Here is an 18,465-nt window from a genome sequence, read left to right on the forward strand (position 1 = left end):
AGGCGCGGTGAAGGCCGCGCCTGTTGGCAAACCCCTTATTCGCGCCACCCGCCGCCCAACGCACGGTAAAGATCGACGAGATTGGTCAATCGCGCCAGGCGCGTATCGACCAACACCTGCTGCGCCGCATACAGAGAACGCTGGGAATCCAGCACGGTCAGGTAGTTATCCACGCCCTGCTGAAAACGCTGCTGCGACAGGCTGTAAGCGCGTTGATTGGCCGCCACCAACTGCGTTTGCGCCCGGATTTGCTCATCCAGCGTGTCGCGACCGGCCAGCGCATCGGCGGTTTCACGAAATCCTTGTTGTATCGCCTGCTCATAACGCGCCACCTCAATGCGTTTTTGCACCTCCGCCAGATCCAATCCCGCACGCAAAGAGCCGCCGGAGAAGATAGGCAGCGAGAGCTGCGGCACAAAACTCCAGGCACCGGAACCGGCAGAAAATAAACCGTCCAGGCCGGCGCTGGCCGTGCCGCCGAAACCGGTCAGGCTGAGGGTCGGGAAGAACGCCGCCCGCGCCGCGCCGATATTGGCATTGGCGGCGCGTAGCTGATGCTCCGCCGCTCGGATATCCGGCCGCCGGGTCAGCAAATCTGCCGGCAGCCCGGCCGGGATGGTTTCCGACAACAGGTCGTCCGGCAAGGTGCCGGCCTGCGCCAGACGCGAACTCATCGCCGAGCCCAACGGCTGCCCAACCAACAGCGTCAGGGCATTGGTATCCTGTCGAACCTGACGCCGATACTGAGCCAAATCACGCTGCGCCGTCCGTACCCCAACCTCCGCCTGGCTGCGATCCAGTTCGGTCGCCACACCGAGCTGGAAGCTTTGTTCCACCAGCCCAAAGGCCGCCTGCTGTGAGCTCAGCGTTTCCTGCGCCAGCGCCAGAAGTTCGCTATCGGCGCGTAGCGAAAGATAAGCGTTGGCGGTTTCGGCGATCAGCGCCAGTTGCGCGGCGGCCCGGGTTTCATCCTGTGCCAAGTACAATTCCAACGCCTGCTGGTTGAGGCTGCGAAGCCGCCCGAACAGATCCAACTCCCACGACAGCGCTCCCCCGACCTGATAGCTGCGCCCCACCGCAGACTGCCCGCCTGCGGACAGACTGCCCGGGGTACGCTGTACCGAACCACTGCCCTGCGCCGACAGGGTGGGCAGCGTATCTGCCCGTTGAATGCGGTAGCTGGCGCGAGCCGCCTCCACGTTCAGCGCCGCAATGCGCAAGTCACGGTTATTCGCCAGGGCCTGCGTAATCAGCGTTTGCAGCAGCGGATCGCGGTAAAACTCACGCCAACCGATAGCCGCTGCCGTTCCGTCGACCTGCGCGACGCCATAATCCGGATAGGCTGGCGCTACCGGCGCAGCGGGGCGCTGATAGTCCGGCGTCAACGAGCAGCCCGTCAGGGTGGCAGTGGCCAGCATGAAAGCCAAAAGTTTTATCATGGCTCGGCTCCCGGCGCCGGGGCAGTTATCTCCGCTTCATCCTCCGCCCGGCGGCGTTCGCTGAGCCGTTTCACCCGAAACAGCCGCAGCATGATGACGAAGAACGCCGGTACGAAGAAAATGGCCAGGAAGGTGCTGGTCAGCATGCCGCCGATCACCCCGGTGCCGATGGCATTCTGACTGCCTGAGCCCGCCCCGCTGGCAATCACCAGCGGCACTACGCCGAGAATAAACGCCAGCGAGGTCATCAGGATCGGCCGCAGCCGCTGTCTGGCGGCCTGCACCGCCGCCTCTACCGGACTGGCGCCGGCTTCGAAGTGCGCCTTGGCGAACTCCACGATCAGAATGGCATTTTTGGCCGCCAGCCCGACGGTGGTCAGCAACCCCACCTGGAAATAAACGTCGTTGGCCAGCCCACGCAGCAACGTGGCCACCACCGCGCCAATCACCCCGAGCGGCACCACCAGCATTACCGCGCTGGGCACGCTCCAGCTTTCATACAGCGCCGCCAGACACAGGAAGACCACCAGCAGTGAAATCGCATAGAGTGCCGGTGCCTGGGCGCCGGACAACCGTTCTTCAAACGACAGTCCGGTCCAGTCGTAGCCCACGCCGGGCGGCATGGTGACGGCAATGCGTTCCATTTCCGCCATCGCGTCGCCGGAGCTGAAGCCCGCCGCCGGTTCGCCCTGCAGGTTAAACGACGGTGCGCCGTTGTACCGATTGAGTTTCTGCGCACCGTAGGTCCATTCGGCGCTGGCAAAGGCGGAGAACGGCACCATATCGCCGTTGTCGTTACGCACAAACCACTGTTCCAGATCCTGCGGCAGCATGCGTGACGAGGCATCTCCCTGCACATAAACCCGCTTCACCCGACCGCGATCGATAAAGTCGTTCACATAACCCGAGCCCCAGGCCAGCGACAGCGTACGGTTAATCTCCGTGATCGGCACGCTGAGCGCCCGCGCCTTCTCGCGGTCGATCAGCAGTTCATACTGGGGCGCATCCTCCAGACCGTTGGCACGCACGTTGTTCAACACCGGGCTCTGCCGGGCAGCGGCAAGGAACCTGTCGCGCGCCGCCAGCAATGGCTGATGCCCAATGCCGCCGCGATCCATCAGTTGGAAGTTAAAGCCCGCCACGTTGCCCAATTCACGTACGGCCGGGGGCGAGACCACAAAAATACGGGTATCGCGAAAGTCGCGTGCGAACATGGCGTTGAGGCGGGCGGCGATCGCGTCGGCCTTTTGCGAGGCGTCCGGCCGTTGGTCCCAGTCATGCAGGCGAATAAACAGGGTGCCGACGTTCTGCCCGCGCCCGCCGAAGTTAAACCCGGAGATAGCGAACACCGAACGCACGCTGTCCTTCTCCATTTTCAACAGGTACTCCGTGGCACCGCGCAAGGTGGCCTGCGTCCGTTCTGCGGTGGCCCCGGCCGGTGCCTGTACCTGCGCGAACAACATGCCCTGATCTTCCTGCGGCAGGAACGAGGTCGGAATGCGGGTAAACAGCCAGCCGGTGGCAATGGCAATCACCAGATAAATCAGCATCAGCCGACGCGGGCGGCTCAGACCGCGCATTACCGAAGCCGCGTAACTGCGGTTAGCCCACTCGACGCGGCGGTTAAACCAGCCAAAGAAACCTTTGCGTGCGGCATGCTCTCCCGGCTTTACCGGCTTGAGCAGCGTAGCGCACAGCGCCGGGGTAAACACCACCGCCACCATCACCGACAGCACCATCGAGGAGACAATGGTGATGGAGAACTGCCGGTAGATCACGCCGGTTGAACCGCCAAAAAACGCCATCGGCACAAATACCGCCGACAGCACCATGGCGATGCCTATCAAGGCACCGGTGATCTGGCTCATCGATTTACGGGTTGCCTGCTTCGGTGAAAGCCCCTCCTCATGCATCAGCCGCTCGACGTTTTCCACCACCACGATGGCGTCATCCACCAGCAGGCCAATCGCCAGCACCATGCCAAACATGGTCAACGTATTGATCGAGTAACCGAAGGCCGCCAGCACGCCAAAGGTCCCCAGCAGCACCACCGGCACCGCCAGCGTCGGGATCAGCGTGGCCCGGAAGTTCTGCAAAAACAGGTACATCACCGCAAACACCAGCACAACCGCTTCCACCAGCGTACGCACCACGTTTTCGATCGACAGGCTAATGAACGGAATGGTGTCATAGGCATCCACGGCTTCCATTCCCGGCGGGAAGAAGGGTTTCAGCTCCGCCAGCGTGGCACGCACCGCCTGCGCGGTTTGCAGCGCATTGGCACCGGTTGCCAGACGCACGCCCAGCCCGACCGCCGCATTGCCGTTGTAGTAGCTATCAATCGCGTAGTTCTGCGCGCCCAGTTCAATGCGCGCCACGTCGGCCAGGCGAACCCGCGAACCGTCCGGATCGGTTTTCAGCAGGATTTGGCCGAACTCCTCCGGGGTCTGCAAGCGTGAGGGGCCAATTACCGTGGCATTCAGCTCCTGGCCGGGCAACGCCGGTTGTCCCCCCAACTGACCGGATGAAACCTCAACGTTCTGCTCCTGAATCGCATTGCTAACGTCGGTGGCGGTCAGGCTGTAGTTCACCAGCGCAGCAGGATCCAGCCAGATGCGCATCGCATAAGGCGCACCGAACAATTGGAAGTCCCCCACGCCGTTGGTGCGGCTGATCGGATCCTGTACATAGGAGGCGACGTAATCCGCCAGGTCCTGCCGGGTCATGCGACCATCCGTCGAGACAAACGCCATCACCATCATAAAGTTGGCGGTGGACTTGGTAACGCGGATCCCCTGCTGCTGTACCTCCAGCGGCAACAGCGGCTGTGCCAGCGCCAGCTTGTTTTGCACCTGTACCTGCGCGGTATCGGCATCGGTGCCCTGCGCAAAGGTCAACGCAATGCTCATGCTGCCGTCGGAATTACTTTCGGAGGAAATGTATTGCAGATTGTCGAGACCGTTCATCTGCTGTTCAATCACCTGCACCACCGTATCCTGCACCGTCTTCGCCGAGGCACCGGGATAGTTGACCTGAATGCTGACGGTGGGTGGCGCGATGCTTGGGTACTGCGCCACCGGCAGATTGGCAATCGACAGCAGGCCACACAGCATCATGATGATGGCCAGCACCCAGGCAAACACCGGGCGCTCGATAAAGAATTTAGCCATGCGCCGGCTCCTTACGAGTGCTGCTTAACAGCGTTGTGGCAGCCGGAGCCCACTCCACCGCATTGACCTGTGCGCCAGGCCTGACCTGCTGCACGCCTTCGACAATCACCCGATCGCCCGCCGTCAGCCCGGTCGACACCAGCCAACTGTCCCCCATCGCCCGTTCGGTGGTCAGTTCGCGCAGCTCAACCTTGCCTGCCTCGTTCACCACCAGGGCGGTCGCTTCACCGCGCGGGTTGCGGGTAATGCCCCGTTGCGGCACCAGCAGCCCCCCTTGCGCGGCCATGCCCTCTAACAGCCGGGCTCGCACAAACATGCCCGGCAGCAGCTTGCGTTCCGGATTGGGGAATACCGCGCGCAGCACCACCGAGCCGGTGGAACGATCCACCGTGATTTCTGAAAATTGCAATTTGCCGCCGTGGGCATAGCGAGAGCCGTCTTCCAGTGTCAGAGTGACCGCCGCAGACTGAGGGCCGTCGGCCTGCGCAACCGCGCCGCTTTCCAGCGCATTTCTCAACCGCAAAAGTTGGACGCTGGACTGGGTCACATCCACATAAATCGGATCTATCTGCTGCACCGCCGCCACCGCCTCGGCCTGCTGCGCCGTCACCAGCGCCCCTTCGGTCACCAGCGAACGTCCAATAATGCCGTCGATGGGTGACAGCACCCGGGTATAAACCAGATTGATACGTGCCGTTTCCAACTGCGCCTCCGCAGACTGCACGTCGGCCACCGCCTGCTGATGAGCGGCTACTGCGTCGTCATACACCTGACGACTGATGGCCCGGCTCTCTGCCAGCGGCCGGTAACGTTGAATCAACAACGCGGCGGTACGCAGCTGTGCCCGCGCTCGCGCCAAGGCCGCATTGCCGCGATCGTATTCCGCCTGAAACAGCCCCGGGTCGATTTGGTAAAGCGGTTGCTGCGCCTTGACCTGTTCCCCTTCGGTAAACAGGCGTTTTTGCACTATGCCCCCGACCTGTGGCCGCACTTCCGCATTGCGAAAGGCGGCAACCCGTCCCGGCAGTTCACTGGTCAGGGGTATAGGTTCGTTTTTCAACGTTACCACCCCGACCCGTGGCGGTGGCGGCGGTGCAGTTGGCGGCGTATCGCGAGCGGCCACCACCAGCCACAAAGAGAGCGAAGTAGCGGCCACCACCACGCCGACAGCAAGAGAGGCGATTTTGAGGCTCATGAGTCCGTATCCTTTTAGATGCTGGGTCAAGGGTTGCGCGGCGCGCCACAAAGCGGCCAAAGGTTACTGTACGAGCGGCAAACTGACCTCAACGTGACCCGCAGATAACATTCGTGTCAGTTAACGCGTTTTTTATCCGACGGCGGCGTTAGCTGACAAAAATGTCAGCCAGCCGTCAGCTTCACGACCGCATGGCTGTCATAAACTCATCACTGAACATGATGTCTTGTGGCAAGGTGGCGGGTTTCATGATTAATTAACCATCAGGTGATAATGACGGGAGTGTCCATGCGATTACTGTTGGTTGAGGACGAAGAAAAAACCTCGTCCTACGTTAACCGCGCACTGAGCGAACTGGGCTACACCGTAGACGTCGCCGGCGATGGCATTGAGGGCTTGCACCTGGCGGTGCAGCAGGACTATGACGCGGTGATCCTGGATGTGATGCTGCCGGGCAAAGACGGCTATGCGGTATTGGAAGGCCTGCGCGCCAGCAAACAGACGCCGGTGTTGATGCTGTCTGCCCGCGGTTCGGTAGACGAACGCGTCAAGGGCCTACGCCACGGCGCGGATGATTATCTGCCCAAGCCGTTCTCGCTGATTGAACTGGTCGCCCGCATCCAGGCGTTATTGCGCCGTCGCACCAGCGACGGCATTGACGTCACCCAACTGCAAATCGACGATCTGCACGTGGATCTGCTGGCGCGGCGAGTGACCCGCGGCGGGGAGCGTATCGATCTGACCGCCAAAGAATTTGCCCTGCTCAGCCTGTTGGCTCGCCATCAGGGGGAGATACTGTCCAAAATGATGATCGCCGAACAGGTTTGGGACATGAACTTCGACAGCGACGCCAACGTGGTTGAAGTGGCGATTAAGCGGCTGCGCGCCAAAATCGACTCCCCCTATCCGCAAAAGCTGCTGCACACCGTGCGAGGCATGGGCTACGTGCTGGAAAATCGTCCGCTGCATCGCGATGCGCCACGGATAATCGCCTGATGAAAATTTCCATTTCCAGCCGGATGGCATTGATGTTCGCGCTGACCATGGCGCTGATCATGCTGGTGCTGGCGCTGTTTCTGCGCAGTTCGCTGCTGACCTCGTTGCAAAACCAGATGCACAACGAGTTGCACTTTCGCCATTCGCTGGTCTCCCCCTTTATCGAAGCCAAAGGGACTGCTCGCGACTGGCCAATGGTGCAACAAAAGCTCAATACCCTGTCCAACAGCGAAGGCAGCCAGGTGAAATACTGGGTGATCAGCGAGGATCCGCGTTACCGCTTCGGCGGTGTTCCCCCGCCGGGAACCCACTGGTCAAAACTGGCGGACGGTTTCGCCACTGCCGCTAATCCTGACGGCGATTGCCCGCTGTATATGCTGATCGCGACGCTGCCGCCGCTGGGCGCTCGCCCAGAGGTGCGCTATGTGGTGGCGATTGATTCTGCCCCCTATATGGGCACGCTGAGGGAGTTCACTCAGGCGCTGGTGGTGATTTCGCTGCTGGGGATTGGGCTGGCGGCACTGCTGGGCTACGCCATCTCGCGCTTCGGTATGCGACCGGTGCTCAATCTCAGTGAACAGGCGCACCGCTTGGTGCCCGGCACTACCGGCCAGCGGCTGGACAGCGCCACCTTACCGGCCGAACTGCGCAACCTGGCGGAGTCTTTCAATGGCGTGCTGGCGCGCCAGGAAGTGGCCTGGCGGCAGTTGGAGAGCTTTAACGCCGACGTGGCGCATGAGTTGCGCACCCCGCTCACCAATCTGATTGGTCAAACCCAGTTGGCGCTGGCTCGTGAACGCAGCGTACAGGAACTGGAAGAACTGCTGCAGTCGAACCTGGAAGAGCTGGAACGCATGACCTCCATCGTCAACGACATGCTGTTCCTGTCCCACGCTCAGGCCGGACAATACGCTACCCAGTTGAGCGAAGTATCGCTGCGAGAAGAATCTCTGAAAACGGCGGAATACGTCGAACCTTCGTTTATGGAAAACGATTTAACCATTGAGATTTCCGGAGAGGTGCGGGCGCAGGTTGACCGGCGGCTGTTCCATCGCGCGCTGGCTAACCTGCTTGAAAACAGTGCGCGCCACGCCGTCGCGGGCAGCGCCGTTTCGGTACTGCTGCAGGAGCAGCGGGGATTTGCCGTCGTCGCCGTCGCCAACCAGGGCGAAACCATCGCCCCCGAGCACCTGAGCCGGCTGTTTGAACGCTTCTACCGCGTCGACTCTTCGCGCGTTCGTAGTGACATGCACCACGGTCTGGGGCTGTCCATCGTCCGCGCCATTGCGCTGATGCACCAGGGGGATGCCTTCGTCCACAGTCTCGACGGCGTCAACACCTTCGGTTTCTCGCTGGCGCTGTCGCGGCCAGAGGAAAACCCGGCGCCACCGGCGCCAAAACCGTTGCCGGCGGCTCCCGCCATCGCCGAGGTTAAGCGGGAAAGCCTGTCGTGATTTATTGTACCAACGCCAACACGCGTTTTTCCTGACTGCGGCTGGCGGCGATCGACAGCAGGATCTCTTTCACCACCAACGCCGGCGCCGACAGGGAGTGCTGTGCGGAAATGCACAGCGACAGCGGCACGCTAAGCGACGGAGCGTTGATTCGAGCCATCCAGGCCTTGGCTGGGCCAATCATCGCCCGCGCCACCGACTCGGGTAAAATGGTGGCCCCCAGGCCGCTGGCGATGGCCGCGCTCAAGGTGCTGGAGGACTCGATTTCACCAATCACATTGGCGGCCAGCTTGCGCACCGCCATGGCTTCATCCACCTGGGTGCGTACCACATCACCTTCACGCGGCAGGAACAGATTCAGGCGCGCAACGTCCAGCAGATCAACGCTGTTACCCGGGTTCGGCACCGCACGCGTCGCCACCAGATAGAGATCTTCTCGCATCAGCGCGGTGGCCTGAAGGCCCGCAGGCATTTTGGCACCGTAGATCACTGCCATATCCAGACTTTGACCGGCAACCTGTCCGGCGAGCGTAGAGCCGATGTTCTCATTCAAACTGAGTAAGATACCCGGATGCTGATCGCGTACCGCCTGCAACAGCGGCAGCGCCAACTGTGATGCCAGGCTACCCGGCGCCAGCCCGACGGACACCTGACCGCTCATCGCCTGTCCGGCGCTGTTGACCGCGCTCTGCGCCTGTTCGCACTGGCGCAAAATGGTCTGTGCATGGGCATACAGGATGTTTCCGGCCTCGGTTGGCATCACGCCGCGCTTGGTGCGGATCAGCAGTTGCTGTTTCAGCTCCCCTTCCAGGGTGGCCAACTGCTGGCTGAGCGCCGGCTGCGCGATATGCAGCACCTCCGCCGCCTGGGTCAGGCTGCCGATATCGACGATTTTCACAAAATACTTCAGACGTCTGAAATTCATATTGCCTCCGTCATGCCGCTGAACTGCGTTGACAGAACGGCAGCAAGATCCGGGCCAGACCGACGAAATAAGAGAAGCCGTTAACTAATCGCCGGAAAAATAAGAAAAATGATGCTGGTGCTCAATACCTCCCTGCGTTGGACGACCCAGAACGGAGAAGGTTTGCACCAGCGTGAAGCACGCGGAGTGCAGCCCGTGGTCGCTCCTGGACCATTGCGCAGCAGAGCATCAATAAAAGCCATAAAAAGCAGCAGGTTGAATAATCTTGCAGCAAACGAAACGGCAAGGCGTTTTCAGGCTTTACAAGCCCGCATCACCCCGCTATTATTCGCCCCGTTCACACGATTCCTCTGTAGTTCAGTCGGTAGAACGGCGGACTGTTAATCCGTATGTCACTGGTTCGAGTCCAGTCAGAGGAGCCATATTAAAGACGTCCGCTTAAGGAAACTTAAGCGGGCGTTTTGCATTTGGTTTTCTATTTAATTAAAAGCTTCAGCTCAGAATCGCTTCCAGCCTGCCCAGCACCTCGTTCATGATACTGTCACCTATACGTTCCAGTCGTTTTCCGCTGCGAGCCCCCAGATCAATGGTTCTGGGCTGTGCGCGATCTTTAGTCAGACTCCTATGGCATTTGCCTTAACGTGACGAGGCGTACGATAGAAAATTATTCTCATGATTCAAATAATTATGACAATCAGATAAACAAAATGCGGCGCAGATTCCAGATAAGGCTGCGCCGGAAATATCTCAGCGATAACGCGAAGGCCTGATTTGCTCTGGTGCGATACCGAGCGCTTCGGCACTCAGCACCCTCACCTCGTCTTTATCCCCTTCCCATTGGCCTGTTCTGTTGCCCGTTTCTGCCCGCAGGATGCCGCTGCGGATTGGTAACCCCGGGGGGGTTGGCAGCTCTGCCGATACCCGCCGCTGTCAGATCATGAAGATAGCTCATGTGGTAATGAAATTTAGTCGCTTTCACTCATCCGATGGCTCTGGCATAAAATATGCAACATTAACTTATTGACAACATGAAGACTGATGAGTGAACAAACCAGTAACTTCTACGAAATCAAGAAGCCAATTCAGTTTTCATCTCAGAACTTAGGGTGCAACATCGCGATGAGCAGAGACTTTACATTTACGATTAAGCGCAGCCTTTTCGATGAGGATTATAACCCCTCTGAGAGTACGCGTATCACCACCAATTTTGCCAATTTGGCCAGAGGGGAAAATCGCCAGGAGAATCTGCGCAACACATTGGTAATGATTGATAATCGTTTCAATACGTTAGCGCATTGGGACAACCCAAAAGGCGATCGTTACTCTGTCGAGCTTGAAATTATTTCTGTCGAGATGAGTGTTGAAGGCAATGGCAATACCTTCCCAGTGATTGAAATATTAAAAACCAACATTATTGATAAAAAAACTCATCAGCGGATTGAAGGCATTGTCGGGAATAACTTCTCTTCTTATGTGCGAGATTATGACTTCAGTGTATTGCTGCTGGAACACAACAAAAACCAACCTGGGTTTAGCATACCGGATGATTTTGGCGACCTGCACGGCAACATATTTAAGTATTTCGTCAACTCAACGGAGTACAAACAGAATTTTAAAAAGTCACCGGTAATCTGCTTAAGCGTCTCAAGTAAAGACACTTATCAGCGGACGGGTAACCAGCATCCTGTATTGGGCATAGAATATCAGCAAAACGACTCATCTTTGACTGAGAAGTATTTCGAAAAAATGGGATTACAGGTTCGCTACTTTATGCCGCAAAATAGCGTTGCGCCTTTGGCCTTTTATTTCTCCGGCGATTTGTTGAGTGATTACACTGATATTGAGCTTATCAGTACCATCAGCACGATGGAGACTTTCCAAAAAATTTATCGGCCTGAGATTTACAATGCGAACTCTGCCGCAGGGCAATATTATCAGCCAAGCCTGAATCAGCAGGATCATTCATTGACAAAAATTGTTTATGACCGAGAAGAACGCAGCCAGTTGGCTATTGAGCAGGGGAAATTTACTGAAGAGCATTTCATCAAACCCTACAAGAATATTCTTGAGCAATGGTCTGCTCACTACGCTCTTTGATTAATCGAAAATAAAAGGTCATTTATTATGAAAATTTTGCTCCCAACTTCTACTGCCGGCAGTTTGCCGAAACCTTCCTGGCTTGCACAGCCTGAGACACTTTGGTCACCGTGGAAACTGCAAAATGAGGAATTAATTGAGGGAAAACAAGATGCCCTGCGCTTGTCCCTGGATGATCAACTGCGTGCAGGCATTGATATTGTCAGCGATGGCGAGCAAACGCGCCAACACTTTGTCACTACGTTTATCGAACACCTGAGCGGCGTTGATTTCGAGAAGCGTGAGGTGGTTAAAATCCGTAATCGCTACGATGCTAGCGTACCAACCGTGGTTGGCGCTGTGGCGCGTCAAAAACCCGTTTTTGTGGAAGATGCCAAGTTTTTACGTCAGCTGACCAAGCAACCCATCAAATGGGCCCTGCCAGGCCCGATGACCATGATCGATACGCTTTATGATAACCACTATAAGAGCCGCGAAAAACTGGCCTGGGAATTTGCCAAGATCCTCAATCAGGAAGCCAAAGAATTAGAGGCTGCGGGCGTCGATATTATCCAGTTTGATGAACCCGCCTTTAACGTTTTTTTTGATGAGGTGAATGATTGGGGGATCGCCGCACTGGAAAGAGCCATTGAAGGGCTTAAATGTGAAACGGCGGTACATATCTGCTACGGCTATGGCATCAAGGCCAATACGGATTGGAAGAAGACGCTGGGGTCAGAGTGGAGACAATACGAAGAAGCGTTCCCCAAACTGCAAACGTCGAATATCGATATCATCTCGCTGGAATGTCATAACTCGCATGTTCCTATGGATCTGCTTGAACTGATCCGCGGTAAAAAAGTGATGGTCGGGGCCATTGACGTGGCGACCAACAGCATAGAAACCCCGGAGGAAGTGGCCAATACATTGCGGAAAGCCCTTCAGTTTGTCGATGCCGACAAACTCTACCCTTCGACCAACTGCGGCATGGCACCTTTATCGCATCGGGTAGCCACAGGCAAACTCAATGCCTTAAGCGCAGGTGCAGAGATCATCCGTAGAGAGCTCTCAGCAAAGTAACTTCGTTCAATATCCTGCTTTCGGCGGATAAATGTGCGAAGTGATAAACCCTATTTGAGCCCGCTCAGGGAAACTTGAGCGGGCTTCTCGCATTTTTATCCGCCAACGTTGCTACGCGTTGCATCAGTTTGCGCAGTGCTGCGCCTTTTAGTCTTTTCTCAACGCGACACACGTTCATCACTTAACTTCCCCCTCACTATCGCCAGTAGAGTAAGCGCTATGAAATTTTTCAGACACCTTGTGCGTACGCCAAATTTCGTACAATATGCGGAGATAAGATGGGATTCAGGGACGTAAAAAAGCTCGCTATACGCTGTCTTCAGCAAGGCGCGTATGACCATGAGGTACGTGGCAACATCGATGTCAAGAATCTGTTCGCCACTGGTCAGGTTGATAAAAACGAGGTAATCGAACCTATCAGGAAAACTTCCGGAGACGCATATCAGTGCCGTCCACATCATCAGGATGCCGCTACTGACGTTCACATTCTTCAACCCTGGAAGTCCGGTTGCTACTGGTACGTAAAATTTTAATTTATGGAACCCGACGTCATCTTTATCAGCGTGCACCAATAAATCGACAAGGAGTTCAAAGTGAAAATAGTTAAAGAAGGCGATACGCGTGCCGTTCTGTGTCACCACTGCGGGAAATCTATCGCGACTTATCGTTTACGCGATGTGGACTTCAGCGATCGGCGTGGCACGGTGAAGAATATTCTGGCCGCGGTCTGTAACCAGTGCGACGCCGTGGTCAGTGTCCCTGCTCAATCCACACCGCAAATTAAAAGCGAGTTTGAACAAAGCAAGTCGGCGCTGGAAGTCCGGGTTCCGGCGCACTATCTCGATATTCTTAACGTCGCCACGCAGAAAATAGATGCTTCACTGGGCGAAGATTTTCATAAGACGCTGATCCTGTATTACCTTCATGCGCTGACCACCGGCTACTATCATCAGGAAGGACTGAAAGCGCTGTTAGGCAGCGAGCTGGCAAATGCCAAGGCATCCAAACGGCTGTCAATGAAAGTCACTAAAAAACAGCTGGCTGAAGTCAATAGCCTAATGGAACAACAGAACCTGATGCGAAGCTCCGACGTGGTCAAAGCGGTGATCCTGAAAGTTTGTCAGGATATCGTGCAGGAGAAAAACCTGGGCGTGTTGCCGGAATTGCGCAACCTCGCCGCCGCCATTTCCTGAGAATTTTTCTGTCGCTGAAGTGCCTAACGCCCCTCAGGCGCGCTCGGTCATGCTGCCATCGGGCCCCAGATTGTCAGTCAGGATCTTCAATAACGCGCGAACTTTCGGCAGCGCCTGCCGGCTCTTGAGCCAGGCCAGATTAATCGGTAATCCATCGGTTGCCAGATGAGGCAATACCTCCACCAGCGAACCCTCTGCAAGCTGCCGTTTCACCAACCAGGTAGGCAACTGCGCTATGCCGTGCCCGGCCAAAACGGCGGTAAGCTGCCCTTCTGCATCGCCGATAGCCACCCGCGCCGGTAACACCCTTTTCTCGCTGTTATTCGCCTGCACGCCGGCAAAATGCCAGGGGGTGAGCATACCGTTGCCTTCGCCGTAAACCACGCAGCTGTGATTATCCAAATCCTGTTCGTTGTTCGGCACGCCGCGCTTTTTCACATAGGCCGGTGAAGCGCAAAAAATATGCCGCTGCGCCCCCAGATAACAGTGTCCTAAAGTATTCGGCCAAATATCCGCGCCGCCGATACGCACAATAATATCGATCCCCTCTATCGCAGGATCGACAAAGCGGTCGGAAAACGAAATATGCGGCATTAACAGCGGATGATGCTCAATCAGCTTGAGGATCACCGGTAAAGCATGCAGACGACCATAGGCGGCAGGAAGATCGATACGCACCCTTCCCCGTGGCTCGGCATTTTCAGCCTGCATGGCAAGCTCCGCCTCTTCCAGCTCGCCCAATACGCTGGTGCAGGTGCGGTAAAAGGTTTCCCCCGCGTCGGTCAGTGAGAGACGCCGCGTGGTCCGGTTAAACAAGCGAACCTGCAGCCGGCTTTCAAGACGGGCAATGCCTTTGCTGATGGCGGAACCGGTCAAATTCAGGCGTTCTGCGGCGGCCGTAAAGCTGCCCAGATCGGCTACGCAGACAAACAGATCGATACCTTTGAGTCGTTCGGAAGAAAACATAGCCCGTCACCATTAATGAATTTAATTCCATAAACTCGGTAATTTATAGCCTAAATAGGAAATTTATTCCCCGTAAACTCGATCAGGTAATACATCCTCAGGGCCAGGCCCGATTCAACCACAGACCATGACAAGGGTTTATTGATGAGCATAAACAAACCAAGGGTGCTGATTACCGGCGCCACCGGCCAGATAGGCGGTGATACTTTGCGTAACCTGCAGGCAGACACCACCATTGCCCTGGTGGCGGCGGTACGCTCCCCGAAAAAAGCCGAGCCCTTTACCGCTCAGGGCATCAGCACCGTCATTATGGATTTTGATCAAGAAGAAACGCTGGCGCCGGCGCTGCAGGGTATTGACCGCGCCTTTCTGGCGACCGGCTATACCGTCGACATGCTGCGCCAGAGCAAGGTGTTTCTCGATAAGGCGAAACAGGCCGGGGTGCAGCATATTGTGCACCTCGGTGCCTGCGGCCGCGACGACACCACCATTGCTCACTGGGCCTGGCATCAATTGATCGAACGTTATATTGAGGCATCAGGTTTCAGCTTTACGCATTTGCGGCCGGAGTGCTTTATGCAAAATCTGATCGGCTACGGTGGCATTCCCGCGGTGGTCAACGGCGTCATTCAGCAATACACCGGTGATGCTCCCTTCAGTTGGGTCGACGGCGAAGACGTCGCGCTGGCGGCAGCCTGTTCACTGCTGCACCCTGAACAGCATGCGGGCAAAACCTATCGACTGGGCTATGACGCCAAATCCTATGGCGAGATTGCGGCCATGTTGACGGAAATACTGGGCCAGCCATTTCGCTATGAAGCGCTCGATTACCGGATTTTCCTGGAGAACATGCGGCAATCTGGCGCCGAGATGGCTTATATGAACTGCGTTGGCGACAATCTGCGCCGCATTGCCGAACGCGATATTCCCGGCGTTGAAGAAACCTTTGACAACTTCCCGACAATTGCCGGCAAAGAGCCGGTTCGTTGGCCAGAGTTTATCCGCAAACACCGGGCCGCTTTCGCCTATTAATTCCTTTTTTATCTGGCCCGTTTGGGGAAAACCAGGCGGGCTTTAGCTTTACATCTGCCCTGCGCCACTTAGGCTCACCATCAGAAAAATTTTTTAAATATAAATTTATCAATCAGATAAAAACACACCCCGCCCGAAACGACATTGTGGAGATATTGTGAATTTGCACTTTCCTTACAATAAATGAGAATGGTTATCGTTATCATAATTATTCAATAATATTTGCACATACTTTCAGGGATAAGATGCATGATTTACACACACTCTTTCAAATTGAAACCAGGCGCGATTTTGCTGGCGGGATTAATTAGCGGGAGCGGCTATGCTGCCGATGATTTGGCAGCGGAAAGTGAGGAAATGGTAGTTTTGGCGCCGGCGGAAGAACAATTAAAACAGCAGCCTGGCGTTTCCATTATTACCGCCGAGGACATCGCCAAGGATCCGCCGGTCAACGATTTATCCGACATCATCCGCAAAATGCCCGGCGTGAACCTGACCGGCAACAGCGCCAGCGGCAGCCGTGGCAATAACCGTCAGATCGATATACGCGGCATGGGGCCGGAAAACACGCTGATTTTAATCGACGGCGTCCCCACCACGTCGCGCAATTCGGTTCGCTACAGCTGGCGCGGCGAAAGGGACACCCGCGGCGATACCAACTGGGTGCCGGCGGAAATGGTTGAGCGCATCGAAGTGCTGCGTGGGCCTGCGGCGGCGCGTTACGGTTCCGGTGCCGCCGGCGGTGTGATTAATATCATCACCAAACGCCCCACCAATGACTGGCATGGCAGCCTGTCGCTGTTTACCAATCAGCCTGAAAACGACAAGGAAGGCGCAACGAAACGCACCAACTTTAGCCTCAGCGGCCCGTTGGCCGGCGACGCGCTCACCATGCGCCTGTACGGCAACTTTAACAAGACCGACGCCGATGCGGCGGATATCAACACCGCGCAAAACGGATCCTATGCTGCCGGTAGCGAAGGCGTACGCAACAAAGATGTCAACGCCCTGTTCTCGTGGAAAATGACCCCGACGCAGATCCTCGATTTTGAGCTGGGCTACAGCCGCCAAGGCAATATCTATGCCGGTGATACCCAGTACAGCAACGGTAATCTCAGCCCGAACGATCTGGTTTCGTCGCTGTACGGACAAGAAACCAACCGCCTGTATCGCCAGACTTACGGCATCACCCATAACGGCATCTGGGATTGGGGCCAGTCACGCGTCGGCGTTTACTACGAAAAAACCAACAATACCCGTCTTCAGGAAGGCTCTACCGGGCGTGTCGAAGGGATGATCAACAGCGACCAATTCAACACCAGTCGGCTGAAAAATGTCAGAACCACCGGTGAAGTGACGCTGCCGCTCAACCTGTGGTTCGAGCAAACCATGACCCTGGGGGCCGAGTGGAACCGTGAGCAGCTCGACGATCCGGCCTCTATGCAGGTCACCGATGCCAGCGGCGTCACCATCGGCGATATCTCCGGCGATCCTTCCGGACGCAGCGCCAAAAACAGCGCAGAACTCAGCGCCCTGTACTTCGAAGATAATATCGAAGTCTTGCCCGGCACCCTGCTGATCCCCGGCATGCGTTTTGATTATCACAGCAAATTCGGCAGCAACTGGAGCCCAAGCCTGAATGCCTCGCAGGAACTTGGCGACCATTTCAAACTGAAAGCCGGGATCGCCCGCGTCTTCAAAGCCCCAAACCTGTATCAGTCCAGCGAAGGCTACCTGCTGGCCACCCGCGGTAACGGCTGCCCGGACAACATTGCGACGGGGAGCTGCTACCTGATGGGCAATGCCGACTTGGATCCGGAAGTCAGCATCAACAAAGAGGTCGGCCTGGAGTTCACCTATGAAGGGTTCAACGCCGGTATTACCTATTTCCGCAACGATTATAAAAACAAAATCGTTTCCGGGACCGATCTGGTGGGCTACGCCTCTAACGGCTACAACATTCTGCGTTGGGAAAACGGCGGCAAGGCGGTGGTGGAAGGGCTAGAAGGCAACCTGGTGATCCCGGTAGTGAAAGATCGGCTCAACTGGCGCACCAACGCCACCTATATGATCACATCGGAAAATAAGGATACCGGGAACCCGCTTTCCGTGATCCCGAAATACACCGTTAACACCATGCTGGATTATCAGGTAACCGACAAACTCTCGACCAACCTCACCTGGACATTCTATGGCCGTCAGAAACCCCGCGAATATGCCGAGATCCGTAATGAAGTCGGTTCGCTGGCGACCAATGAAGTGGGAGCTTACACCGTGGCCGCGGTTGGCGTGAATTACGATCTGACCAAGGATCTGCGCCTGAATGCCGGTATCAGTAACCTGTTTGATAAACAGCTGTACCGCGAGAATCAAGGGGCATCAACTTACAACGAGCCTGGGCGCGCGTATTACGCCGGTATGACCTTGTCATTCTGATCGAATAAATAAGCAGGCCCGTTCGGGGGAAACCGAGCGGGCTCTTTAGGTTTTAAAAGCTTCTTCTGGCCACCAGAAAAGCACCAACCACCAGCAACACGGCCCCCAGCAGCGCGGGCAAATTTTCTCGCATTGCCGCCGGCCCAGCCTTATAAATATCGGCCATCAATCCCGCCACCAACTGGCTGGCAACCAGTACGGCAATGGTGGTTGCCGCCCCCAGCTTCTGGTAACCCAAAATGCCGGAAAACACAAAAAACGATCCCAATAAGCCAGGCAACAACATCCACAACCGCAGGGAACCCGTGACTTCGGCCAGAGCCGTGACACCGTTTTTGGCAAACAGCAGTCCCATCAACACCACCAGGCCAACACTGGAGTTGATCACCAGCGTAATCAGCACCGTCGACACGCTCTCTGTAATGCGCACCATCAACAGGTTCTGAATGACCAGGCTGACCCCGGCCGCAACCAGCAGCAATAGCATGATATTCATAGAGATC

General features: G+C 56.4%; 13 protein-coding genes and 1 tRNA gene. 8 read left to right on the plus strand and 6 right to left on the minus strand.

The features are described from left to right. Positions 1-35: 35 nt before the first annotated feature. The 3 genes from AC1RKC_RS09785 to AC1RKC_RS09795 are packed head-to-tail and all read right to left on the minus strand — an operon-like array spanning position 36 to position 5,804. Positions 36-1,439, minus strand: coding sequence for an efflux transporter outer membrane subunit (locus AC1RKC_RS09785; protein ID WP_493092320.1), 1,404 nt, complete (start codon positions 1,437-1,439; stop codon positions 36-38). Next, entirely contained in the window at positions 1,436-4,609 is a 3,174-nt protein-coding gene (locus AC1RKC_RS09790; RefSeq protein ID WP_493092319.1) for an efflux RND transporter permease subunit, read from the minus strand. The genes AC1RKC_RS09785 and AC1RKC_RS09790 overlap by 4 nt, the downstream gene beginning before the upstream one ends. Continuing rightward, positions 4,602-5,804, minus strand: a complete 1,203-nt coding sequence (locus AC1RKC_RS09795; RefSeq protein ID WP_493092318.1) for an efflux RND transporter periplasmic adaptor subunit — start codon at positions 5,802-5,804, stop codon at positions 4,602-4,604. The genes AC1RKC_RS09790 and AC1RKC_RS09795 overlap by 8 nt, the downstream gene beginning before the upstream one ends. 288 nt (positions 5,805-6,092) lie before the next feature. Here AC1RKC_RS09795 and AC1RKC_RS09800 point away from each other — a divergent pair, with 288 nt between their 5' ends. Further along, a complete protein-coding gene (locus AC1RKC_RS09800) occupies positions 6,093-6,800 on the plus strand; it encodes a heavy metal response regulator transcription factor (protein WP_020827675.1) in 708 nt (235 codons plus the stop codon). Then, positions 6,797-8,254 (plus strand): heavy metal sensor histidine kinase, encoded by a 1,458-nt coding sequence (locus AC1RKC_RS09805; protein ID WP_493092436.1) that lies wholly within the window; start codon positions 6,797-6,799, stop codon positions 8,252-8,254. The genes AC1RKC_RS09800 and AC1RKC_RS09805 overlap by 4 nt, the downstream gene beginning before the upstream one ends. A 1-nt stretch (position 8,255) precedes the next feature. On the opposite strand, the gene nac is transcribed toward AC1RKC_RS09805, so the two are convergent. After that, positions 8,256-9,179: a nitrogen assimilation transcriptional regulator NAC gene (gene nac, locus AC1RKC_RS09810; protein ID WP_020827677.1), complete on the minus strand. Its 924-nt coding sequence runs from the start codon at positions 9,177-9,179 to the stop codon at positions 8,256-8,258. A 346-nt stretch (positions 9,180-9,525) separates the two neighbouring features. On the opposite strand from nac, the gene AC1RKC_RS09815 reads away from it, so the two are divergent. The 4 genes from AC1RKC_RS09815 (at position 9,526) to AC1RKC_RS09830 (ending at position 13,528) form a co-directional block, all read left to right on the plus strand. Continuing rightward, positions 9,526-9,601 (plus strand) — tRNA-Asn (locus AC1RKC_RS09815). A gap of 697 nt (positions 9,602-10,298) precedes the next feature. Further along, positions 10,299-11,276, plus strand: a complete 978-nt coding sequence (locus AC1RKC_RS09820; RefSeq protein ID WP_493092435.1) for a DUF1852 domain-containing protein — start codon at positions 10,299-10,301, stop codon at positions 11,274-11,276. Between the two features lie 27 nt (positions 11,277-11,303). Further along, positions 11,304-12,335 carry a methionine synthase gene (locus AC1RKC_RS09825; RefSeq protein WP_493092317.1) on the plus strand — a complete coding sequence of 344 codons (1,032 nt, stop codon included), beginning with the start codon at positions 11,304-11,306 and terminating at the stop codon, positions 12,333-12,335. 593 nt (positions 12,336-12,928) lie between these two features. Continuing rightward, positions 12,929-13,528: a hypothetical protein gene (locus AC1RKC_RS09830; protein ID WP_046373148.1), complete on the plus strand. Its 600-nt coding sequence runs from the start codon at positions 12,929-12,931 to the stop codon at positions 13,526-13,528. A gap of 33 nt (positions 13,529-13,561) precedes the next feature. On the opposite strand, the gene AC1RKC_RS09835 is transcribed toward AC1RKC_RS09830, so the two are convergent. Continuing rightward, positions 13,562-14,494: a LysR family transcriptional regulator gene (locus AC1RKC_RS09835; RefSeq protein WP_128865675.1), complete on the minus strand. Its 933-nt coding sequence runs from the start codon at positions 14,492-14,494 to the stop codon at positions 13,562-13,564. Between the two features lie 144 nt (positions 14,495-14,638). On the opposite strand from AC1RKC_RS09835, the gene AC1RKC_RS09840 reads away from it, so the two are divergent. Both AC1RKC_RS09840 and AC1RKC_RS09845 read left to right on the plus strand, forming a co-directional pair. Then, complete coding sequence (locus AC1RKC_RS09840) at positions 14,639-15,526, plus strand: SDR family oxidoreductase (RefSeq protein WP_046373146.1); 888 nt, start codon at positions 14,639-14,641, stop codon at positions 15,524-15,526. Positions 15,527-15,775: 249 nt separating this feature from the next. Beyond that, positions 15,776-17,962 (plus strand): TonB-dependent siderophore receptor, encoded by a 2,187-nt coding sequence (locus tag AC1RKC_RS09845; protein WP_020827684.1) that lies wholly within the window; start codon positions 15,776-15,778, stop codon positions 17,960-17,962. Positions 17,963-18,014: 52 nt separating this feature from the next. Here the strand turns inward: AC1RKC_RS09845 and AC1RKC_RS09850 are convergent, their stop codons facing one another. Beyond that, entirely contained in the window at positions 18,015-18,464 is a 450-nt protein-coding gene (locus AC1RKC_RS09850; protein ID WP_493092434.1) for a DMT family transporter, read from the minus strand. Position 18,465 lies beyond the last annotated feature (1 nt).

Source organism: Serratia sp. GW822-FHT06E05 (assembly GCF_058799445.1).